The sequence below is a fragment of the Streptomyces sp. bgisy130 genome, assembly GCF_057708345.1.
Window position 1 is genome coordinate 21,225 of record NZ_JBYISA010000039.1, and the last position, 20,469, is coordinate 41,693.

The window sequence follows — 20,469 nt, forward strand, 5'->3', positions numbered from 1 at the left end:
TCTGGGCCGCCGGTGCCTTGCCGCGTACCCGGCCGTCCGCGTCACAATGGCCGTATGGCTGACGCGATCCCGCCCATGGAACCCGCCCCGCCCCCGCTGCTGTCCCTCGCCGAAGTGGAGGCGCTGGCGCGGCGCGTGCACTCGGGGCAGACGGACAAGGCGGGCCGCCCGTATGCCGGGCATCTGGCGGCGGTCGCGGCGGGCGTACGCGAACGGGGCGGCAGTGACGAGCAGATCGCCGCGGCCTGGCTGCACGACGCGGTCGAGGACGGGGCGCTGAGCGAGGAGTGGCTGGCCGGTGCGGCGCTCAGCGAGGCGGTCAAGGCGATGATCCTGGCCGTCACCAAGCGGGCGGGCGAACCGGTCGAGGAGTACACCGCACGCATTCTGGCCACGCCGGGGGCGCTGCTGGTCAAGGAGGCCGATCTGGCGCACAACGCCGATCCGGACCGGCTGGCCGTACTGGACGCGCCGACGCGCGAGCGGCTGACGGCGAAGTACGCGCGGGTGCGGGGGCTGTTGGGGCTGTCCGCGCCGTAGCCACCACAGGTACGGACGGGACGCTGCGGGGACCGGGTCCGCACCTCGGACGGCCGCCCAGAAAGATGCCCTACGAAGCTAATCTGTGGCGATGAGCCCTACGCAGCCTCCGCAGCCTTCGCAGCCCCCGGAGCCCGCACGGTCCGCGCCGCCGTCCGCACGGTCCGCGCCGCAGCCGGCCCCCGAAGCCGCCCCGGTGATCGCCGCCCTGGAGGGCGTCGGCGTCCGCCGCTCCTCCACCGGGCAGGTCATCCTCGATGCCGTCGACTGGACCGTACGGTCCGGTGAGCACTGGGCGCTGCTCGGTGCGAACGGCGCCGGAAAGACCACCCTGCTGCGGCTCGTCGGCGCGCTGATGTTCCCGACCGTCGGCACCGTCGAGGTGCTCGGCCACCGCCTCGGCACGGTGGACGTCCGTGAACTGCGGGCCGTCATCGGTCTGGTCTCCGGCGCGCAGAAGGTTCCGCAGGACGCGACCGGCCACACGGTCGTGCTGACCGGCGCGACCGGCACCGTCCAGCCGCTGTGGCGCAAGTACGACGCGGCCACCCGCGAGCGCGCCCATGAGCTGCTCACCGAGCTGGACTGCAAGGAGCTGGCGGACCGCCCGTTCGGGGTGTGCTCGGGCGGCCAGCGGGCCAGGATCCTGATCGCCCGCGCACTGATGGCCGAGCCCCGGCTGCTGCTGCTCGACGAGCCCTTCAACGCGCTCGATCTGCCGTCCCGTGAGGATCTGATCGATGCGCTGCACCGACTGGCCGTGGGGCGCCCCGAGTTGGCGACCGTGACGGTCACCCACCACCTGGAGGAGCTGTCCCCGGCCATCGGCCACGCCCTGCTGCTGCGTGACGGCCGGGTGCAGGCCGGCGGCCCGGTGGACGAGGTGCTGACCGGTGAGCGGATGACGGCCTGCTTCGGCCGTCCGATCGAGGTGTCCCGGCACGAGGGGCGCTGGCTGGCGCGGTCGGGCAGGCGCTGACGTTCCGCGGGACGGGCCGGGCACGCCGTCCGCCGTCCTGCATCTGCGGCGGCGGGTGGCTGGTCGCGCAGTTCCCCGCGCCCCTTCAGGCGCCCCTAAGCCCCCTCCTCCGTCACCTCTTCCCCCACCGCCTCCCCCACCCCGCTCAGGAACCGCCGGATCGCCGCCTGTTCGCCGGCCTCGAAAGTGGCGAGCCGGACGCACGATCCCCGACGGGTCGCGGCGCAGGCCGAACGGACCCTGGCGGGCGTACGGGTCGCGACCCTGGCGGGGGTCACACACCACTCGCTGCCGTACGCCGACCCCGACGGGCTCGTCCGTCAGGTGCTCGGCTTTCTGCCCGCCGGGCTTCCCGGCGGGACCCCCTGACGGCCGGGCGGAGGTCCGGCCGCCCGGCGGTCAGCCCTCCGCGCCCTGCTCGATGGCCGCCGCGACCTCCGCCGTACGGGCCTCCTCCTCGGCCGCGAAGCGCTCCGCGTCCAGCTTCTCGGCGAGTTCCTCGTCCTGGGCCATCAGCAGATCGAGGTTGGAGTCGCCCATCTCGAAGACGCCCATGTCGACGTACGCGCGCTGGAGACGTTCGCCCCACAGGCCGATGTCCTTGACGCAGGGCACGATCCGGCTGAAGAGCAGCTTGCGGAAGAGATGCAGGAATTCGGAGTTCTCGGTGAATTCGGCGGCTTCGTCGTGCGGAATACCGAAGTTCTCCAGGACTTCCAGACCGCGCAGCCGGTCGCGCATCAAGTAGCAGCCCTCGATGACGAATTCCTCGCGTTCGCGCAGTTCGGCATCGGTGAGCTGCTTGTAGTAGTCCCGCAGCGCCATGCGCCCGAAGGCGACATGGCGCGCCTCGTCCTGCATGACGTACGCGAGGATCTGCTTGGGCAGCGGCTTGGTGGTGGTGTCGCGGATCATGCCGAAGGCGGCCAGCGCCAGGCCCTCGATCAACACCTGCATACCGAGGTACGGCATGTCCCAGCGGGAATCCCTGAGGGTGTCGGAGAGCAGTGCCTGGAGGTTGTCGTTGACCGGGTAGAGCATCCCGATCTTTTCCTGGAGGAAGCGGCTGTATATCTCGGCGTGCCGCGCCTCGTCCATGGTCTGGGTGGCCGAGTAGAACTTCGCGTCGAGGTCCGGTACGGATTCGACGATGCGCGCCGCGCACACCATCGCGCCCTGCTCGCCGTGCAGGAACTGGCTGAACTGCCAGGAGGTGTAGTGCCGGCGCAGATCGCCCCGGTCCTTCTCGGTCATTTTGTCCCAGTACTTGGTGCCGTACAGGGACATGGACTCATCCGGGGTGCCGAGCGGGTCCTGGGGGTCCACCTCCAGGTCCCAGTCGATCCGCAGATTGGCGTCCCACTGCTTGTCCTTGCCCTTCTGGTAGAGCGCGAGCAGCCGTTCGCGTCCGTCGTCGTAGTCCCAGCTGAAGCGGGCCGCACCGGTGGCGGGCACCTTCCACACGGGGTCGCCTGGGTCCTGCACGTAGAGCTCTCGGGTCGACACGGACGCCTCCTACGGTCGCCAAACGCCTTGTCATGGGCGGTCGTTGGCAGGCTCACACGTTTCTTACCGACGGGTCAATAAGTCGTGCACGGGGGATTGACGAGCTTGCTGACGCAGAGTCTCATAAGAGATGAGCACCGGCAGGACAGGCCCCGACCGCAGAGCGAGGTAGCCACAGCGATGACGAGCGCGCCCACCGCAATGACCGAGACGGACACCGAAGTGCTGCGGGACGCCCTCGGTCTGCTCAAGGACCGGGAGCAGGTCGCCGAGCGGTTGCTCGACTCCTCCGCCAAGCACTCCTTCGACCCCGATACCGAACTCGACTGGGACGCGCCCCTGGAGGACGGCAAGTGGTTCTGGCCGCCGGAGCTGGTCTCGCTCTACGACACCCCGCTGTGGCGGAAGATGTCCCTGGAGCAGCAGCAGGATCTGTCCCGGCACGAGGCCGCCGCGCTCGCCTCGCTAGGCATCTGGTTCGAGATCATCCTGATGCAGCTGCTCGTCCGGCACATCTACGACAAGCCGGTGACCAGCGCCCATGTCCGCTACGCGCTCACCGAGATCGCCGATGAGTGCCGGCACTCCAAGATGTTCGCGCGCATGATCCAGAAGGGCGGCGCACCGGCGTATCCGGTCTCCCGGCTCAACCACAGCCTCGCCCGGGTGCTCAAGACGGTCTCCACCACCCCGGGGTCGTTCGCCTGCACCCTGCTCGGCGAGGAGATCCTGGACTGGATGCAGCGGCTGACCTTCCCGGACGAGCGGGTGCAGAGCATCGTGCGCGGGGTGACCCGTATCCATGTCGTCGAGGAGGCCCGGCATGTGCGCTACGCCCGCGAGGAGCTGCGCCGCCAGATGGTCACCGCGCCGCGCTGGGAGCGGGAGTTGACCCGGATCAGCTCCGGCGAGGCGGCCCGGGTGTTCTCCGTCGCCTTCGTCAATCCGGACGTCTACGCCCAGGTGGGGCTGGACCGGCGAGAGGCTGTCGCCCAGGTCAGGGCCAGTGGCCACCGCCGTGAGGTGATGCAGTCCGGCGCCCGGCGGCTCACCGAGTTCCTCGACGAGATCGGCGTACTGCGCGGTATGGGCCGCCGGTTGTGGCGCAGCTCGGGCCTGCTGGCCTGAAGCGGGCGGCATGGACCCCGTAGACCCCGAGCACCTGTACGAGCCGACATCCGGGCCGGTTACGCTGCTGTTCATGAACGGCAGCGGCACGGCCCCAGCAGTACCCCGACCCGCCTACCGCAGGCTGAGCGTGGAGCAGCGCCGCAGCCAATTGCTCACCGCCGCGCTGGACCTGTTCGCCCAGCGCGCGCCCGAGGACGTCTCCCTGGACGATGTCGCGCTGGCCGCCGGGGTCTCCCGGCCGCTCGTCTACCGCTACTTCCCCGGCGGCAAGCAGCAGTTGTACGAGGCCGCGCTGCGCAGCGCGGCCGACATCCTGGAGCGCTGCTTCGCCGAGCCGGACACCGGGCCGCTCACCCAGCGGCTGTCCCGTGCGCTGGACCGCTACTTGGCGTTCGTCGACGAGCACGACGCCGGGTTCAGCGCACTGCTCCAGGGCGGCAGCGTCGTGGAGACCACCCGTACGACCGCGATCGTCGACGAGGTGCGGCGGGCCGCGGCCGATCAGATCCTGCGGCACCTGGGCCAGCCGGAGCCGGGCCTGCGGCTGCGGATGACCGTCCGGATGTGGATCACCGCGGTCGAGGCGGCCTCGCTGATCTGGCTCGACGAGGACAAGCAGCCGGGCCTCGACGAGCTGCGGAACTGGCTGGTCGACCACTTCATCGCGCTGCTCACCGCGACCGCGGCCGGGGACCCGCAGACCGCCCGGGTCACCCGGGCGGCGCTGAAGCTGGAGACCTCCGACGGCCCGGCCGGCGATCTGGCCCGCCGCACCCTGCCCGTCGTGAGCGACGCCGCGCATCTGCTGTGAGCCGCCGCCGGGGCGGGCCGGTGTGACACTGAGGGCGTGAGAAGCGAGAACACCCTCTTCGTCGGCGGCCCGCTGGACGGCCGGGTCCTGCCCGTACTGGTCGGCATGACGGGCCAGCCGCCCAAGACGTACGAGGTGCCCGAACCCCACGATGACGGCCGGCCCCCGACCGTCCACTTCTACCGGCGCGTCCCGGCCCGGGTGGGCCGCCTCGGCCTGCCCAGCGGCTGGAAGTACGAGTACGACCCCGCCGGAAAACCCTCCACGGGCCCCAAGTGGCCCTGGCGCAAGCCTCACTGAGCCGGAGCGCCGCAGCAGCGAAAAGTCCCTCCCCGCCGGAAGCGGGGAGGGACGCGCACGGCTGCCGCACCCGAAAACGTGGGCGGGCCCGTCACTTCGTCAGCGACGCCAGATACGCATTCGTCTTCTCCGGGTCGTAGAAGAAGTTCTCGAAGTCCGACGGGTCATTGAAGCCGTTGGCGAACCGGTCGGCGGCGGGCTGAAGCTGCCCGGCCGCGCCGATGAGGTTCAGGATGTGCTCCGGCGGCGGCGCCAGCATCGCGTTCGTCCACTTGGTGACGTGCTGGGCGGTGGTCCAGTACCGCTCGAAGGTGGTCCGCATCCAGTCCCCGTCGAACGGCTGGTCCCCGCGCTCCACGATGGAGGCGAGGTAGGAGGCAGCGCACTTGGAGGCCGAGTTGGAGCCCTGGCCGGTGATCGGGTCGTTGGCGACCACGACATCCGCGACGCCGAGCACCAGACCGCCGGAGGGCAGCTTGCCGACGGGGTTGCGCACGGTGGGAGCGTAGCGGCCGGCCAGCGTGGCGTTGGCGTCGGTCAGTTCGACCTTGGTGGCGCGGGCGTACTCCCAGGGCAGGAACTTCTCCATCAGTTCCAGCGTGACCGCGAGGTGCTCATCGGGGTCCTTGACGCCCTGGAAGACATCCAGCGGGCCGCCGGGTATGCCCTCCCAGAAGAGGATGTCGGCGCGGCCGGAGGTGGTGTACGTCGGCATCACGAACAGCTCGCCGACGCCGGGCACGAGGTTGCAGCGCACCGCGTCGTAGTCGGGGTGCTCGGGGCGCGGGCCCAGTCCGTGCACGTAGGCGACGGCCAGCGCGCGCTGCGGGGCGTCGTACGGGGAGCGCTCGGCGTTGCGGCCGAACATGGACACCAGCTCGCCCTTGCCGGCCGAGACCAGCGTCAGGTCGTAGCGGCTCGCGAAGAAGTCCAGGTCGGAGACGGCCGCGCCATGGATGACGAGCTGGCCGCCGCGCTGTGCGAAGGTCTCCATCCAGCCGGCCATCTTCACCCGTTGGTCGACGGACTGGGCGTAACCGTCCAGCTTGCCGACCCAGTCGATGGCACGCTGCGAGCCCTCGGGCGACTCGTGGCTGCCCGGTGCGGCGACCGAGACACCGAGGCCCTCGATGCGCGGGGCCTGGCTCTCCCAGAAGTTGATCTGGAGGTCGCGCTCGTGCTGGAGCGCGGTGTCGAACATGCACTGCGTCGACATGACCCGGCCGGCGCGGATCTCGTCCGCGGTGCGGTTGGACATGAGGGTGACCTCATAGCCCTGTGACTGGAGGCCCAGGGCGAGCTGGAGACCGGACTGGCCGGCTCCGACGATGAGTATTTTCCGCATGGCGGGACTCTTCTCTATTACTGCTGGTGGTTCGGGGAGAGTGGGGGGAGAGCGAGACCTTACCCACCGGTTACTCCGGTGTGGTCTCCAGGGCGTGGCCGACCAGCGCGAGCAGCGACTTGATCACCGTGGGCCGCTGCCGCGCGTCCATGATCACTACGGGTACCTGCGGCGGCACGGTCAGTGCGTCGCGGACATGCTCGACGGCGTACGCCTCGGTCCCCTCGAAGTGGTTGACCGCGACGACATACGGCAGCCCGCAGCTCTCGAAGTAGTCGAGCGCCGGGAAACAGTCCTCCAGGCGCCGGGTGTCGGCCATCACGATCGCGCCGATCGCGCCGCGCACCAGGTCGTCCCACATGAACCAGAAGCGCTGCTGGCCGGGCGTGCCGAACAGGTACAGCACCAGTTCCTGGTCGAGGGTGATCCGCCCGAAGTCCATCGCGACCGTGGTCGTGGTCTTCTCCGGGGTGGCGGTCAGATCGTCCGTGTCGGCGCTGGCCTGCGTCATCACCGCTTCGGTCTGGAGCGGGGTGATCTCCGAGACCGATCCGACGAACGTCGTCTTGCCGACGCCGAAGCCGCCCGCCACCACGATCTTGGTGGCGATCGGCGCCCGCGAACGGTCCGTCTGCCAGCTCTGTAGCCCCGCGTCGGCCGTGGCCGCCGGGTCGGCCTGACCCACGGAACCGGCGGTCGCCGTCGGCCCGGCCGATATCGTGTCAGAGCCTGTGAAGTCCACTCAGCACCCTTTCGAGCAGCGCGCGGTCGGGCCGGCCGGAGCCGTGCCCGGTGCCGTAGACGCGAATCTTTCCCTGGTCGGCGAGGTCACTGAGCAGTACCCGGACCACGCCCAGCGGCATCTTGAGGAGCGCGGAGATCTCCGCGACCGAGCGCATCCGGCGGCACAGTTCGACGATCGCCCGCATCTCCGGCATCACCCGGTCGCCCCAGCCGCCGGAGGTGAGCTCGCGGCGCTCCTCGGGCGCCTCCAGCGCCGCCACGAACGTCTCGACCAGCAGCACATGGCCGAAGCGGGTACGGCCGCCGGTGAGCGAGTACGGCCGCACACGCGCGGGTTTGCGGTCCCCGCGTACGGGGAGTTTGGGACTGCTCATGCCGAAACCCCGTTCCGCTCGGCCTCGCATCCGCTCAGCAGGCACCCCTTCACGGGTCGCTCACTACGTTCGCTCACTGGACGTTCTCCATCGACTTGCGCAATTCGCTGCGGAGTTCGGGGGTGAGGACGTGGCCGGCCCGGCCGACGAACAGCGCCATGTGGTAGGCGATGACGTTCATGTCGCAGTCCGGGGTGGCGTGCACGCCGAGCAGCGAACCGTCGCTGATCGACATGACGAACACACTGCCCTCGTCCATCGTGATCATCGTCTGCTTGACCGGCCCGCCGTCCATGAGCTTCGCGGCCCCGTTGGTGAGGCTGCCGAGTCCGGACACGATGGTGGCCAGGTCCGCGCTGGACCCCCGGGGACCGTCACCGCCGCCCGGCCCCGCCGCCGCCTCGTCCACCCGGTCCGGGTCGGACGACAGCAGCAGCAGACCGTCGGAGGAGACCACCGCGACCGAGCGGATACCCGGTACCTCGTCCACCAGGTTGGTCAGCAGCCAGTGCAGGCTCTGTGCCTGACTGCTCAGGCCCTGTCCGTAAGCAGTGGGCGCTTGCGCTTTCAATCGCGTGCCTCCTCGACAACGTGGCTCTCTCCCGGGGCCCCCGCTCCGTCGGTGTCCGTCTGTGGGATGGTCTGCTCCGCTGTACGTTCCGCGATCTCGGCCTCGACATCACGCCGGCCGACTCGCGCCCCCGCCTGGAATCCGCCGAGCCGGCGCCGCAGCGCCTCGGCGTTGGCCGCTCCGCTCTTGCGCGGGGCGGCGGGCGCCTGTTGCTGCGCCACGACCTTGGGGGTGCGCTTGGGCAGCCCCATCTCGGTCGTCCGCTGCTTCCCCTCGGGCGGGGCGGCAGCGGTCTGTGGGTCGGCCGGCGTACCGGCCGGGGACGCGTCGGCGGGTGCCGCCGCGTCCGTGGGTGCCGCGTCCGGCCCGGCATGCGTGTGCTGGTCGGGGCCGATGGCGTATGGGTCGGCCGCGGGCGCGTCGGACGTGGTGGGCCCGTCGGCCGGGGCGGCGGGCCCGCCGGTGTCCGCGGGCGCCGGGTCCGCGGCCGGGCGCGGCTCCTCCTCGGGCCGCACATGCTCGCCGCTGCCGCTGGTGGTGGCGCCGTACGGGCCGGGCGACCCGGGACCGTACGGGCTCTCGGACACGGCGTGGGTGGTGGGGCCGGACGGCTGCTGCACGGCAGGCGCCGGGGCCGGTCCATCCGGGGCGCCGAGCCCGGCGGCGTCGATCGCGCGCTCCGCGGCGGCGACGAACGGGTCGGTGGCGGGCGCCGGTTCCGCGTCCGGCGTGCCCTCCTGGCCGGTTGCCGGTGCGGCGTCGGGTCCCGCGGGCGGCCCGTCGGTGCGGGGGGCGTCCGGGGCCGGGGACGCGGCGGGGGCCGCCGCGCCGTCCGCCGTGGCCGGTTCGGTCCGCGCGGCCCGGGCCGGCAGCGCGTTGGAGTTCGCCTCGGCGACCGAGCCGGGCAGGCTCGGGGTGTGCGCCACGTCCTGGGACCCGCTGGGCGAGGCGGCCGACGGTGCGGGGCGGGTGGGCAGGATCGAGCCGGGCAGCACGATGACGGCGGTGACGCCGCCCTGCTTGGCGTCCCGCAGCTGGACCCGGACGCCGTGCCGGGCGGCCAGCCGCACCACGACGTACAGCCCGAGGCCCAGCGCGTCGTCGATGCTCTCCGAGGACGAGGCGGCGTCGACGTCCACCAGCCGCTCGTTGAGCTCGGCCATCCGCTCCGAGGTCATCCCTATGCCCTCGTCCTGGACCGAGAGCATGACCTCGCCGCTCTCCAGCAGCCAGCCGGACAGCTCCACATGGGCGTTCGGCGGCGAGAACCCGGTGGCGTTCTCCAGGAGTTCGGCGACCAGGTGGCTGAGGTCGTCCGCGGCGAACCCGGCGACCTGCGAGTGCGGCGGCAGCGACTGGATGCGCACCCGGTCGTAGCGCTCGATCTCGCTGATCGCGGCGCGCAGCACGTCCAGCAGCGGCACCGGGCCCTGGTGGTTGGTGCTGTGCTGTTCCGCGCCCGCGAGGACGAGGAGGTTCTCGCTGTTGCGGCGCATCCGCGCGGCGAAGTGGTCCAGCTTGAAGAGGGTTTCCAGCCGCTCCGGGTCCTGCTCGCTCTCCTCCAGCGACTCGATGACGCCGAGCTGGCGCTCCACGAGCCCGAGGGTGCGCAGCGAGAGGTTGACGAACCGGCCGTGCACCCCGTTGTGCAGGGCCGCCAGCCGCTCGGTGAGATCGGCGATCTCCTCCCTGAGCGTCTCGCCCTGCTCCTGGAGCACCTCGCGCTCGGCGACCAGCCGCTGCCGGCCGCCGACCAGCCGCTTGCGCTCGCCCTCCAGCTCGGTGGTGCGCCGCGCCAGCTCGCCGACCTGGGCGTGCAGCGCGTTGACGGACCGTACGGCGGCGGCGAATTCGTCGTTGCGGCCCTTGTAGGTGATGGGCTCCTCGTGCGCGGGGTCCTCGGCCACCCGCTTGGCGCCGATCCGCAGCGCCGCGAGCGGCTGGGTCAGGGAGCGGGCGGCCCACACCCCGGCACCGACGGCCAGCAGCAGGCACAGCGCTTCGAGACCGATGCGGATCTCCAGCTCCGTCACCTCGTCGTCGCGCAGCGCGCCGAGCCGCTGGATGTCGGCGGTGGCCATGGCGGATTCGACGCCCCGCATCAGGCCGATGCGGGTGGTGAGGGTCTGCTGGACCCGCCGGTGGCTGAGCCGCAGATCGAGGGCGTCCAGCCGGGGCTGGTCGGTCAGCCGGGTCAGATAGCGCTCGGCGGTGGTGACGTCCGCGCCGGTGACGGTGCGGTCGTAGCGGTCCCGGGCGGCCTGGCCCGCGGTCTGCCGGAAGTCGCCCAGCGCGCCCTGTTCGCGGACGTGGGCGACCTGGGCCAGGGCGGTCAGCCGGGGCTGGCTGCCGCCCGCGCCGAGCCCGGCGAGCAGCAGGCCGCGGGCGCCCGCGGCCTGTTCGGCGGCGCGGCCGAGGGCGGGCAGCGCGCGGGTGGCGGCGTCGGCGGAGTCCGCGCGGGCCGGCAGTCCGCGGGCGATGTCGTCGCTGATCGCGCCGAGTGCCTGGAGTGCCTCGGTATAGGCGGCGTAGGTCTGCTCGGCCGATGCGGGCCCGGACAGCGCCTTTTGACGGGTTTGCGGCAGGGTGGCCAGCGCCTTGGCGGCGGCCCGGTACACGGCGGTGTCGCCGGTGGCGTCCTGGGCCTCGGAGCGCAGCTCGTCGATCTGCCGGTCCACCCGGGTGCGCTGGGCCCGGGCGGCCGCGGCCGCGTCGGCCCCGGTGGTGCCCGTCCTCGCGGCGGTCCGGCCGCCCCGCCCGGTGGCGGCGTACGCGGTCATCCCGTCGCGTTCATCGGCGAGGGAGTGCGCGAGCGCGAGGGCGCGGGCGTTCAGTTCGGCGAGATCGACCAGTTGCTGGCCGGTGTTGGCCGCGTCGGCGGTCGCCGTCAGACCGGGGACGCCGGCGCCGATGACGGCGGCTGCCACGACGGCCACCGCCCCGACCAGCCGATTGCGCACCCGCGCGGGACGCCGTCCCGTGGGGCTCTCGTCACGGCCCGTCGCGTCCGGGCCGCCCTTCGCGCCGGGACCGCCCTTCGCGTCGGGGCCCTTACCAGGAGCCGATCCCGGGCCCGGGATCGAACCGGCCGGTGAACCCGGCTTCCCTGCGCCGCCTCGAAGCCGCATCTTCCGCACCGCTGCTCGCATTCCTGTCTCGCCTGCTCACGCCAAATGGCGTCGCGGACCCGGCTCGCTCTCCGCTCGCGGAGCGGACCTGCGCGAAGACCGCAGCAGCGCACACTTCCGCGAGGGAAACAGCCCGGCTCTGCGCGTCGCGACGAATGTCCTGACCTCACCCCATGATTCGGGCAACGACCATTCCACCGGCGCCGCGCAGTGGCTCGGCAACACATGCCCGGCCACTTGAACGAGTGAACATCACTCGGAGTTTGACCATCAACTTCCGTGCGCCGATGTTTTCTGCCGCAACCCCGCGCAACCCCCGAACGGGTTTGGAGATGCGTCCCGGTCCTGGAAAGATGCCCGCCCGCACGCCGCGGGACCGGCGCCCCCTACCGTCGGTAAGCCCCTGCGCCGCCCGGGCTCCGACGCCGCCGCCGGCGCCCGCCGGCCGGGCCGGGACGGCCACCTCCGGCAGACTTCCGGCTATGCACATCGCACTCGCCACCGAGCCGGGCGACCCCCAACACCCAAATGAGGACTACGCATCGGTAGCTCTGCCTGCCTCCGGCCAGGGCGGCGCGCTGGTCCTGCTGGACGGCGTGACGCCACCGGAGGAGGACCACGGCTGCGTCCACGGAGTGCCGTGGTTCACCGCGCGACTCGGCGGCGCAATGCTCGAACTGTCGGTTTCACACCGGGATATGACGCTCACTGAGGCACTCGCCGCGGCCATCTCCCGGACGGCCGACGGTCACCGGCAATCCTGTGACCTTTCTCACGTCCGCACCCCGCAAGCAACCGTGATCGCCGCACGATGGTCCGGGGTCAGTGTCGAGCACCTCGTCCTGTCCGATTCCGTGCTGCTGCTGGAGCGGGCGGACGGCTCGGTGGATCCGGTGCTCGACACACGGCTGGACGAACTGCCGCCCGCGGTCCGGGAGCTGCGGGCGGCCGTACGGGCGCTGCCCCTCGGCTCGGCGGAACGGGCCGCGCTGGGCCGGGAGTACGGCCGGGCGGTCGAGGCGCTGCGCAATGCGGAGGGCGGCTTCTTCACCGCGGCCGCCGATCCGTCGGTGGCCGCCCGCGCGGTGACCGGCAGCACCCCGCGCGCCGAGGTCCGCTCCCTGACCGCGCTCAGCGACGGCGCGAGCCGCTGGGTCGAGGTCTTCCGGGAGGGGTCCTGGGCGGACTGTGTGGCCCTGGTGGCCGGGCAGGGCCCGCAGGCACTCATCGACCGGGTGCGGGCCGCGGAGGCGGCGGACCCGGCGCGCACGGCGTTTCCGCGCGGTAAGGCTCGGGACGATGCGGCGGTGATTTTTGTGGCGCCGTGACAATCGCGGACGAGCGGGGCATGTTTTCCCGGCGCGTGGGCACGGCCTCCCGGCGCGCCGCGCCCTACACCTCGTCGCCCTACACCTCGTCGCCCTACACCTCGTCGCTCTCCTTCTCCGCGTTCAGCCGGTGCAGCAGACGGGCGAGTTCGGCGACCTCGCCGCGGTCCCAGGAGGCCAGGCGGCGGGCGTACCGGGCGCGGCGGCCGGTGCGGACGCGGGTGAAGCGTTCGCGGCCCTCGTCGGTGAGGCGCACCAGGACCGCGCGGCCGTCCGCGGGGTCCGGTTCGCGGGCGACGAGTCCGAGCTTCTCCAGGGCGTGCAGCTGGCGGCTCATCGTGGCCTTGCCGACCCCGAAGTAGCCGGCGAGGTCGGTGGCGCGCTGGGCGCCGGCGTCCGCCAGCCGTACGAGGAGGCCATACGCGGCGGGCTCCAGGTCGGGATGCACCTCTCGTGCCAGTTCGCCGGAAGAGGCCCGGGCGCGGCGGAGAAATACCGCCAATTCCCGTTCCAGGGCGAGAAATACGTGGTCCACACCAGTCGGCTCACCATCCGCCGTCGTTCCCTCGGCTCCGGTGTTGTGCACGTCAGCGCCCATTCCCGCGTTTCCTCACCTGAAAGTTTCTGCCGGCGGCGGTCGAAGCCGCAGCTCGGCCAGTATTTCGCAGGATTAGACCAACGGCAGCCCACGGCCCCTCTTTTGCCACCTGGGTCTACGCGCGTATCGTCATTTCTGGCATGGCCATACCAAGCGGCCCGGGTATCCCGCCGCGGCGTCATGCACCTCGCACATCCGTGTCAGCACGCCTGCGCCATGCCGTCAGCACCTCCCCCCTCAGGTCATCCACCGAGATCTTCGGAGGCACGTATGTCCGTGCTCAGATCCGGCTCCCCCCACCGCCCCGCACGCTCCCTCGCGACCGTGGCCGGGATCCTGCTCACCCTCGTCTCCCTCCTCCTCGGACTGCCCGGCACCGCCGGCGCCGCGGCCGCGCAGCGCGCACCGGAACCCACCCACCCCGGGCAGGACTGGGCCGGTTCCCAGATCGCCCGGCACGAGGGCACGGCGGCCGGCGGGGCGCCGCCGGCCGCCTCCCTCGCTTCCGTCGAAGGGGTGGACGTCAGCAGCCACAACGGCAATGTCGCCTGGTCGACCCTCTGGAACAGCGGTGTCCGCTTCGCCTATGTGAAGGCGACGGAGTCCACCAGCTACACCAACCCGTACTTCGCGCAGCAGTACAACGGCTCCTACAACACCGGGATGATCCGCGGCGCCTACCACTTCGCCACCCCCAACACCTCCAGCGGCGCCGCCCAGGCCAGGTACTTCGCCGACCACGGCGGCGGCTGGTCCAAGGACGGCAGGACGCTGCCCGGCGCGCTCGACATGGAGTACAACCCCTACGGCGCGACCTGCTACGGGCTGAGCGCGGCCGGGCTGGTCAACTGGATGAAGGACTGGTTCGCCACCTACAAGGCGCGCACCGGCCGGGACGCCGTCCTCTACACCTCCACCAGCTGGTGGAAACAGTGCACCGGCAACTCCGCCGCCTTCGGCGCCGTCAACCCCCTGTGGATCCCGCGCTACGGCTCCTCGGCCGGTGAACTCCCGGCCGGCTGGGGCTTCCACACCATCTGGCAGTACACCTCGTCCGGCCCGACCGTCGGTGACCACAACCGCTTCAACGGCGCGCTGGACCGCCTCCGCGCACTGGCGAACGGCTGAGCAGGTTCCATCGGGGAGCGGCCCGTGCTCGCGTACGTGAGCACGGGCCGCTCCCCCTACCGCAACCATCAATTGAGAACCCCCCACGGCGCCCAGCCACCTCCGCGAGAGCGACGCCGGTTCAGGCGCTAAGACGCTCCACCTCCGGTGCGGCCCCGTTCGACGCCGGTGTCAGTGCCAGCTCCAGCACCTGGCGGACATCGGCGACCGGGTGGACGTCCAGGGCTGCGAGGGTCTCGGCCGGTACGTCGTCCAGGTCCGGTTCGTTGCGCTGGGGGATGATGACGGTGCCGATGCCGGCCCGGTGCGCCGCCAGCAGCTTCTGCTTGACGCCGCCGATCGGCAGCACCCGCCCGGTCAGCGAGACCTCGCCGGTCATCGCCACATCCGGCCGGACCTGCCGGCCCGACAGCAGCGAGGCCAGCGCCGTCGTCATCGTCACGCCCGCGCTCGGCCCGTCCTTGGGAACGGCGCCCGCCGGTACGTGCAGATGCACCCCGCGCTCCTTCAGGTCGGCGACCGGGAGCTCCAGTTCCGCGCCGTGGGAGCGCAGGAACGACAGCGCGATATGCGCGGACTCCTTCATCACGTCGCCGAGCTGGCCGGTCAGCTGGAGCCCGGACGCCCCAGTCTCCGGATCGGCGAGCGAGGCCTCCACATAGAGCACATCGCCGCCGGCGCCGGTGACCGCGAGGCCGGTGACCACGCCGGGCACCGCGGTGCGCCGCTCGGCCGGGTCCTGGGCCGACTCGGGGGTGTGGTGCGGCCGCCCGATCAGCGGGCGCAGCTGGTCCACGCCGACCGTGAACGGCAGCTCCCGCTCCCCCAGTTCGTGCTGGGCGGCGACCTTGCGCAGCAGCCTGGCGACCGCGCGCTCCAGATTCCGTACGCCCGCCTCGCGGGTGTATTCGCCCGCCAGCTTGCGCAGCGCCCCGTCTTCCAGAGTCACCTCGCCGGGCTCCATACCGGCCCGCTCCAGCTGGCGCGGCAGCAGATGGTCCCGGGCGATGACGACCTTCTCGTCCTCCGTGTAGCCGTCCAGCCGGACCAGCTCCATGCGGTCGAGCAGCGGCTCGGGGATGGCTTCGAGGACATTGGCGGTGGCCAGGAAGACCACATCGCTGAGGTCGAGTTCGACCTCCAGGTAGTGATCGCGGAAGGTGTGGTTCTGCGCCGGGTCCAGGACCTCCAGGAGGGCGGCGGCCGGGTCGCCCCGGAAGTCGGAACCCACCTTGTCGATCTCGTCGAGGAGGACGACCGGGTTCATGGAACCGGCCTCCTTGACGGCCCGGACGATGCGGCCGGGCAGTGCGCCGACATAGGTCCGGCGGTGGCCGCGGATCTCCGCCTCGTCCCGGACGCCGCCCAGCGCGACCCGGACGAACTTCCGGCCCATGGCCCGTGCGACGGATTCCCCGAGCGAGGTCTTGCCGACACCGGGCGGGCCGACCAGCGCCAGCACGGCTCCGCCGGCCCGCCGCCCGCCACCGTCCTTGCCCGCTGCCCCCTTCGAGGGCCCGCCCACCAGGCCGAGGCCCCGCTCCGTCCGCCGCTTGCGGACGGCCAGGTATTCGGTGATCCGCTCCTTGACGTCCTCCAGGCCGGAGTGGTCGGCGTCCAGGATCTCCTTGGCGCCGGCGATGTCGTAGGCGTCCTCGGTCCGTTCGTTCCACGGGAGTTCGAGGACGGTGTCCAGCCAGGTGCGGATCCACGAGCCCTCGGGGCTCTGGTCGCTGGACCGCTCCAGCTTGTCGACCTCCTTGAGGGCGGCCTTGCGGACATCCTCGGGCAGATCGGCGGCCTCGACGCGGGCGCGGTAGTCGTCACCCTCGTCCTCCGGATCGCCGTTGAGCTCGGCGAGCTCCTTGCGGACCGCCTCCAGCTGCCGCCGCAGCAGGAACTCCCGCTGCTGCTTGTCGACGCCTTCCTGGACGTCCTTGGCGATGGACTCGGCGACATCCTGCTCGGCGAGGTGTTCCCGCAGCACCTCGGTGGCGTACTTCAGCCGCGCGACCGGGTCGGCGGTCTCCAGCAGCTGGACCTTCTGTTCGATGGTCAGGAACGGCGAGTAGCCGGAGTTGTCGGCGAGCGTCGGCACGTCCTCGATCTGCTGGACCCGGTCGACGACCTGCCAGGCGCCGCGCTTGCGCAGCCAGCTGGTGGCCAGCGCCTTGTACTCCGTGACGAGTTCGGCCACCGCGCCGGGCAGCGGATCGGGCACCTTCTCCTCGACGGTGGTGCCCTCCACCCAGAGCGCGGCCCCGGGCCCGGTGGTGCCGGAACCGATCCGCACCCGGCCCAGGCCCCGGATCAGCGCGCCGGGATCGCCGTCGGACAGCCGCCCGACCTGCTCGATCCGCCCGAGCGTGCCGAGCGCGGCGTATTCCCCGTCGATGCGGGGCACAAGCAGCACCCGCGGTTTGTTCCCCGAGGAGGCGGCCGCCTGAGCGGCCTCCACCGCTGCCCGCACCTCCGCGTCGGACAGGTCCAGGGGCACCACCATGCCGGGGAGCACGACCTCGTCATCGAGGGGCAGCACGGGCAGAGTGAGCGATGTGGACGTCGAAGCCATGATCTCCCCTTCGGCAAGCAAGTTGAGCTGTACTCACTCAATGCGGCCGGGGTGGGAGATGTTCCCGCAGGGGCGTTCGCTGTGAGCGATCAGGGGAGTTGCCGTTTCGGCGGGCCGGGCCCTCGGCGGTCGGGCGGGCAGGGCCGGGCTCCGGTGGATCAACGGCGGGTTCGGCCGGGCGCGGCCGGCCGGGTCGCGGGGCAGTGGTCCCCGGGGCCGCGCTACCAGTGGGCGGGCCGGCTCAGGGTCTGCGGCAGCTCGGTCGTGGCATCGCCCTTGGCCGCGTTCAGCTGCGACTGGGTGAGGAAGAGCGCGCCGGTGAGATCGGCGCCGGCGAGGTCGGCGGCGCGGAGATCGGCGCCGATCAGGTCCGCCGTGCGCAGATCGGCGCCCGTGAGGTCGGCGGCGATCAGGTAGGCCCCACGGAGGTTGGCGCCCCGGAGGTTGGCGCCCTTGAGGCGAGCCCCCATGAGGTCGGCGCCCCGGCGCTCCTTCTTACGGCCGGGGACCCGGTCCCGGACGAGTTCGCTGGTGCGCAGCAGCAGGGCGTTGACCTCGCCCCGGTGGGCCGCCACATCCAGCTCCCTCAGCTCCTCGGCGCTGCCCCGGGTGAGGCGCTCGGTCTTCTTCAGGGCGGCGCGCAGCTCGGCGTGCACCGGGCGGGCCGCCGGCCGGGTCAGCGCCTCGGCCAGGTACCAGAGGAGTTCGTGCAGCTGCCGCATGACGGGGAAGACATCGAACATCTGCCGGGCGGTCCCCGGGGCCCGCCGCCAGTCCTGTCCGCCGAAGGTGACCTGGGAGACCTTCTGCCCGGCGCCGAAGCAGTCGAAGACGGTGCAGCCGGTGAAGCCGCGCGGGCGCAGCTCGCGGTGGATGCCGCAGCGGAAGTCCTGCTGAAGGTTCGGGCAGGGCCGGCCGGCGTCCTTGTCGATGGCGAAGTCCGCCGAGGCCGCGAACGGCAGCGCGACACAGCACAGCCCGAAGCAGCTGCCGCAGTCGGACGTCAGGCCGAGGTCGGTGACGTCCGGAGTCGAGGGCTCGCGCTCTGAGGACAAGGTGGGTGCACTCCTGCGTCGGCGGGCACGGCACGAGGGGTGCCGGGAAGGGGCCGCCATTCTTCCAGGCGCCGGAGGACCGCCGTGCCCGGCCGGTTCCGCTCGTGGCGGCCGGCCACCGCCCCGCCGCGCACCGGGCGTTGTCAGTGGCCGGCCCTAACGTCGGGTCCATGAGCATGATCGGAGAGTACGCACGTGTCACTCCTGCCGAACTCGACCGCGCCCTGGGCGATCCCGAGTGGGCGCTGAAGCTGGTCCAGGGGCGGATGGAAGCGGAAGCCGCCCGTTGCCCGGAGCCCGCGTCGGCGCGCTGCCTGGACATCGACAAGACCTGGGACGCCCTCGCCTTCCTGCTGCGCCGCGCGGCCGTCCCCGTGGACCTCGTCCATGGCGAACAGGCCATTCCGGATGCCGACGACTGGGGCTACGGTCCGCCCCGCTACCTCACCCCCGCGCAGGTGCGGGCCGGCGCCGAGGCCCTCGCGGAGATACCCGCCGCGCGTCTGACGGCCGGTGCCGGCCCGGCGGACCTGGCCGCGGCGCGGATCTATCCGTCGATCGTCTGGGAGCGCGGCGAGCCGCTGGACTATGTCTGCGAGCACTACGAGCAGTTGCGGCCGTTCTTCCGCGCGGCGGCGGACGAGGGGGACGGCATGCTCCACTGGCTCGGCTAGGGCCTGAAGACACGCCCTGGCGCCGCCCGGTCCGGCACCGCCGTGCGGAGGGCCGCTCACACCACCTCACACACCGTCATGACTGCTACCTTCACGGCATGTTGCAGCGGATGTCCGGAGTCTTCATCGGCGCACTCTTCGGGACGGTCTTCGTGGTCGCCAACGCGCACGACCCGCTGAATCCGGCGATCGGGATCGCCCTCCGGGTGCTCGCGGTGCTCACCTTCGCCGGGCTGCTCACGCTCGCGCTGCGGGCGGGGCGCCGCGGGCAGCCCGCGGCGGACGACCCCGAGGCCCCTCAGGCGGACTGGTTCCGGGGGAAGTTCGCGTTCGTCGTGGGGGCCGAGGCGGTGCTGCTGGTCGGCGGCAATCTCGCGCTGCGGGCGGCGGGCGCGCCCGAACAGACCGCGGTGGCCTGGATCGCGCTGATCGTCGGCCTGCACTTCATCGCCCTGACGGCGGTCTGGAAGCGGCGCAGCATCGCCGTCCCCGGGGCCGCACTGACCGCGCTCGGCGCGATCGGCCTGGGCATGGCGGCCACCTCCGCCGTGGCGTGGGTGCCGTTCGTCAGCGGTGTGCTCTCCGGTGTGGCGCTCCTGGGCGGCTGCGCCTACGCCATCACCCACACCTACCGGGCGACGGCGCGACCGTAGGGCCGGTCCCCCCGGACCGGCCGCGCCGCGGGAACGCTCAGTACATCCGCGCGCCCCGCAGGGCGGGATGGCCCAGGTCGCCGAGGAGCGGTGCGGGCGCGGCGCGACGGGTGCGCCAGCGGCGCAGCAGCGGCCAGCTCGCCACCCCCAGGGTGAGCGAGAGCAGATGCCCCCAGTCGGAGAGCGGGTCGGCGTAGGCGAACAGATCCGTCAGCGCCAGATAGCCGACGCCGGCCACCAGCAGCCGGCCCGGCCAGGCGGGCAGCAGCCCGGCGAGGGCTCCGGTGCAGGTCATCACGCCGAAGCTGATGCCGTAGTCGAGGCGGTGCAGCGAGCTCTCCGGCAGCCCGCCGGCGGCGACCGAGAAGGCGACGGGGAGTTCGGTGGCGAGGGTGGCGAGCACATGGCCGCCGAAGAAGACCGCGACGGCGGCCCGGGCGCCGATCCGCCGCTCCAGCGCCGTCAGCACGAAGACGAAGGCGAGGGCGTACCCGGAGGTCATCCCGCCGGCGATCCACAGGGCGCTGGCGATCAGCACCACCAGCGGGGCCTGGGCGAGATGGGCGACATCGGTGCTGGAGCCGCGCAGCAGGTCGGAGACCAGCCCCGGGTCGGCGTGCTCGGCGAACAGCGAGGTGGCCACGAGGAGCACGGCGTAGCCGAAGGTGAAGGGGGTGCCGACGGGGGTGGGCAGCAGCCGCCAGGGCCGCCAACGCGCGGCCGCGCCAAGGGCGTTCGGCCCCGCCTCGGCGGCGGCGCGGGCCACGGTCTCCCCGCCCCCGGGCTGCCGGGGGATGCCGGGCAGCAGACCCGGCACACCGGCCGGGCCGGTGTCCGGCGCCGCGTCGGCAGCCGGCCCGCGACCGGTCCGTATCCTCTCGGCGGTTCCCAGCCAGCTCACAGTCCGAGGCCCCTTCCGTCCTGGCGCATCCGGTGAGCCACGCCCGTGCCCCCTCGGCCGTGAATCTCTGCCCTGTCCTACGTCCCGGACCACCCTGCACGCTCAACCCATGAAGAACCTGTGAGAGTGAG

The 20,469-nt window shown here is 72.2% G+C and carries 20 protein-coding genes; 10 read left to right on the forward strand and 10 right to left on the reverse strand.

The genetic code is table 11. The features are described from left to right. The first annotated feature begins 54 nt into the window (after positions 1–54). The 3 genes from AC3EUV_RS32230 (at position 55) to AC3EUV_RS32240 (ending at position 1,888) form a co-directional block, all read left to right on the forward strand. Complete coding sequence (locus AC3EUV_RS32230; RefSeq protein WP_432146248.1) at positions 55–540, forward strand: HD domain-containing protein; 486 nt, start codon at positions 55–57, stop codon at positions 538–540. A 196-nt stretch (positions 541–736) separates the two neighbouring features. Beyond that, positions 737–1,519 (forward strand): ABC transporter ATP-binding protein, encoded by a 783-nt coding sequence (locus tag AC3EUV_RS32235; RefSeq protein WP_432146257.1) that lies wholly within the window; start codon positions 737–739, stop codon positions 1,517–1,519. A gap of 186 nt (positions 1,520–1,705) precedes the next feature. Then, entirely contained in the window at positions 1,706–1,888 is a 183-nt protein-coding gene (locus AC3EUV_RS32240) for a hypothetical protein (RefSeq protein ID WP_432146247.1), read from the forward strand. Positions 1,889–1,918: 30 nt separating this feature from the next. Here the strand turns inward: AC3EUV_RS32240 and AC3EUV_RS32245 are convergent, their stop codons facing one another. Continuing rightward, positions 1,919–3,025: a ferritin-like domain-containing protein gene (locus AC3EUV_RS32245; RefSeq protein WP_432146246.1), complete on the reverse strand. Its 1,107-nt coding sequence runs from the start codon at positions 3,023–3,025 to the stop codon at positions 1,919–1,921. Positions 3,026–3,205: 180 nt separating this feature from the next. On the opposite strand from AC3EUV_RS32245, the gene AC3EUV_RS32250 reads away from it, so the two are divergent. The 3 genes from AC3EUV_RS32250 (at position 3,206) to AC3EUV_RS32260 (ending at position 5,267) form a co-directional block, all read left to right on the forward strand. Continuing rightward, the gene (locus AC3EUV_RS32250) at positions 3,206–4,153 is read left to right on the forward strand and encodes an AurF N-oxygenase family protein (RefSeq protein WP_435604467.1); all 948 of its coding nucleotides are present in this window, start codon (positions 3,206–3,208) and stop codon (positions 4,151–4,153) included. Between the two features lie 73 nt (positions 4,154–4,226). Further along, on the forward strand, positions 4,227–4,967 hold the full coding sequence (locus AC3EUV_RS32255; protein WP_432146256.1) for a TetR/AcrR family transcriptional regulator: 741 nt from the start codon (positions 4,227–4,229) through the stop codon (positions 4,965–4,967). Positions 4,968–5,003: 36 nt separating this feature from the next. Beyond that, complete coding sequence (locus AC3EUV_RS32260) at positions 5,004–5,267, forward strand: hypothetical protein (protein WP_042148688.1); 264 nt, start codon at positions 5,004–5,006, stop codon at positions 5,265–5,267. A gap of 91 nt (positions 5,268–5,358) precedes the next feature. Here the strand turns inward: AC3EUV_RS32260 and AC3EUV_RS32265 are convergent, their stop codons facing one another. The 5 genes from AC3EUV_RS32265 to AC3EUV_RS32285 form a co-directional block, all read right to left on the reverse strand. Continuing rightward, complete coding sequence (locus AC3EUV_RS32265) at positions 5,359–6,612, reverse strand: styrene monooxygenase/indole monooxygenase family protein (protein WP_432146244.1); 1,254 nt, start codon at positions 6,610–6,612, stop codon at positions 5,359–5,361. A gap of 70 nt (positions 6,613–6,682) precedes the next feature. Further along, a complete protein-coding gene (locus tag AC3EUV_RS32270; protein WP_432146243.1) occupies positions 6,683–7,297 on the reverse strand; it encodes a GTP-binding protein in 615 nt (204 codons plus the stop codon). Positions 7,298–7,334: 37 nt separating this feature from the next. Beyond that, the gene (locus tag AC3EUV_RS32275) at positions 7,335–7,730 is read right to left on the reverse strand and encodes a DUF742 domain-containing protein (RefSeq protein WP_042148681.1); all 396 of its coding nucleotides are present in this window, start codon (positions 7,728–7,730) and stop codon (positions 7,335–7,337) included. A gap of 73 nt (positions 7,731–7,803) precedes the next feature. Then, a complete protein-coding gene (locus tag AC3EUV_RS32280; RefSeq protein WP_435604468.1) occupies positions 7,804–8,301 on the reverse strand; it encodes a roadblock/LC7 domain-containing protein in 498 nt (165 codons plus the stop codon). After that, positions 8,298–11,228 (reverse strand): sensor histidine kinase, encoded by a 2,931-nt coding sequence (locus tag AC3EUV_RS32285; RefSeq protein WP_435604469.1) that lies wholly within the window; start codon positions 11,226–11,228, stop codon positions 8,298–8,300. Before AC3EUV_RS32285 ends, AC3EUV_RS32280 begins: the two co-directional genes overlap by 4 nt. A 683-nt stretch (positions 11,229–11,911) precedes the next feature. Between AC3EUV_RS32285 and AC3EUV_RS32290 the strand changes: the two genes are divergently transcribed. Further along, on the forward strand, positions 11,912–12,757 hold the full coding sequence (locus tag AC3EUV_RS32290; protein ID WP_432146240.1) for a hypothetical protein: 846 nt from the start codon (positions 11,912–11,914) through the stop codon (positions 12,755–12,757). Between the two features lie 94 nt (positions 12,758–12,851). Here the strand turns inward: AC3EUV_RS32290 and AC3EUV_RS32295 are convergent, their stop codons facing one another. Beyond that, the gene (locus AC3EUV_RS32295) at positions 12,852–13,355 is read right to left on the reverse strand and encodes a MarR family winged helix-turn-helix transcriptional regulator (protein ID WP_432146239.1); all 504 of its coding nucleotides are present in this window, start codon (positions 13,353–13,355) and stop codon (positions 12,852–12,854) included. A gap of 270 nt (positions 13,356–13,625) precedes the next feature. Here AC3EUV_RS32295 and AC3EUV_RS32300 point away from each other — a divergent pair, with 270 nt between their 5' ends. Continuing rightward, positions 13,626–14,483 (forward strand): lysozyme, encoded by an 858-nt coding sequence (locus AC3EUV_RS32300; protein WP_432146238.1) that lies wholly within the window; start codon positions 13,626–13,628, stop codon positions 14,481–14,483. 121 nt (positions 14,484–14,604) lie between these two features. Here AC3EUV_RS32300 and lon read toward each other — a convergent pair whose 3' ends face one another. After that, entirely contained in the window at positions 14,605–17,055 is a 2,451-nt protein-coding gene (gene lon / locus AC3EUV_RS32305; protein ID WP_432146237.1) for an endopeptidase La, read from the reverse strand. Positions 17,056–17,276: 221 nt separating this feature from the next. Then, entirely contained in the window at positions 17,277–18,170 is an 894-nt protein-coding gene (locus AC3EUV_RS32310; RefSeq protein WP_432146236.1) for a pentapeptide repeat-containing protein, read from the reverse strand. A gap of 110 nt (positions 18,171–18,280) precedes the next feature. Here AC3EUV_RS32310 and AC3EUV_RS32315 point away from each other — a divergent pair, with 110 nt between their 5' ends. Both AC3EUV_RS32315 and AC3EUV_RS32320 read left to right on the forward strand, forming a co-directional pair. Beyond that, positions 18,281–18,784 (forward strand): YfbM family protein, encoded by a 504-nt coding sequence (locus tag AC3EUV_RS32315; protein ID WP_432146235.1) that lies wholly within the window; start codon positions 18,281–18,283, stop codon positions 18,782–18,784. A 98-nt stretch (positions 18,785–18,882) separates the two neighbouring features. Further along, entirely contained in the window at positions 18,883–19,437 is a 555-nt protein-coding gene (locus AC3EUV_RS32320; protein ID WP_435604470.1) for a hypothetical protein, read from the forward strand. Between the two features lie 37 nt (positions 19,438–19,474). On the opposite strand, the gene AC3EUV_RS32325 is transcribed toward AC3EUV_RS32320, so the two are convergent. Further along, on the reverse strand, positions 19,475–20,338 hold the full coding sequence (locus AC3EUV_RS32325) for a rhomboid-like protein (RefSeq protein ID WP_435604471.1): 864 nt from the start codon (positions 20,336–20,338) through the stop codon (positions 19,475–19,477). Positions 20,339–20,469: the final 131 nt, after the last annotated feature.

Excerpts from the sequence above, each read along its gene's own strand:
- AC3EUV_RS32250 (WP_435604467.1), top strand. The coding sequence starts at position 3,206 with ATGACGAGCGCGCCCACCGCAATGACCGAGACGGACACCGAAGTGCTG.
- AC3EUV_RS32255 (WP_432146256.1), top strand. The coding sequence starts at position 4,227 with ATGAACGGCAGCGGCACGGCCCCAGCAGTACCCCGACCCGCCTACCGC.
- AC3EUV_RS32275 (WP_042148681.1), bottom strand. The coding sequence starts at position 7,730 with ATGAGCAGTCCCAAACTCCCCGTACGCGGGGACCGCAAACCCGCGCGT.
- AC3EUV_RS32265 (WP_432146244.1), bottom strand. The coding sequence starts at position 6,612 with ATGCGGAAAATACTCATCGTCGGAGCCGGCCAGTCCGGTCTCCAGCTC.
- AC3EUV_RS32320 (WP_435604470.1), top strand. The coding sequence starts at position 18,883 with ATGTTGCAGCGGATGTCCGGAGTCTTCATCGGCGCACTCTTCGGGACG.
- AC3EUV_RS32295 (WP_432146239.1), bottom strand. The coding sequence starts at position 13,355 with ATGGGCGCTGACGTGCACAACACCGGAGCCGAGGGAACGACGGCGGAT.
- AC3EUV_RS32230 (WP_432146248.1), top strand. The coding sequence starts at position 55 with ATGGCTGACGCGATCCCGCCCATGGAACCCGCCCCGCCCCCGCTGCTG.
- AC3EUV_RS32300 (WP_432146238.1), top strand. The coding sequence starts at position 13,626 with ATGTCCGTGCTCAGATCCGGCTCCCCCCACCGCCCCGCACGCTCCCTC.
- lon (WP_432146237.1), bottom strand. The coding sequence starts at position 17,055 with ATGGCTTCGACGTCCACATCGCTCACTCTGCCCGTGCTGCCCCTCGAT.
- AC3EUV_RS32315 (WP_432146235.1), top strand. The coding sequence starts at position 18,281 with ATGAGCATGATCGGAGAGTACGCACGTGTCACTCCTGCCGAACTCGAC.
- AC3EUV_RS32290 (WP_432146240.1), top strand. The coding sequence starts at position 11,912 with ATGCACATCGCACTCGCCACCGAGCCGGGCGACCCCCAACACCCAAAT.
- AC3EUV_RS32310 (WP_432146236.1), bottom strand. The coding sequence starts at position 18,170 with ATGGCGGCCCCTTCCCGGCACCCCTCGTGCCGTGCCCGCCGACGCAGG.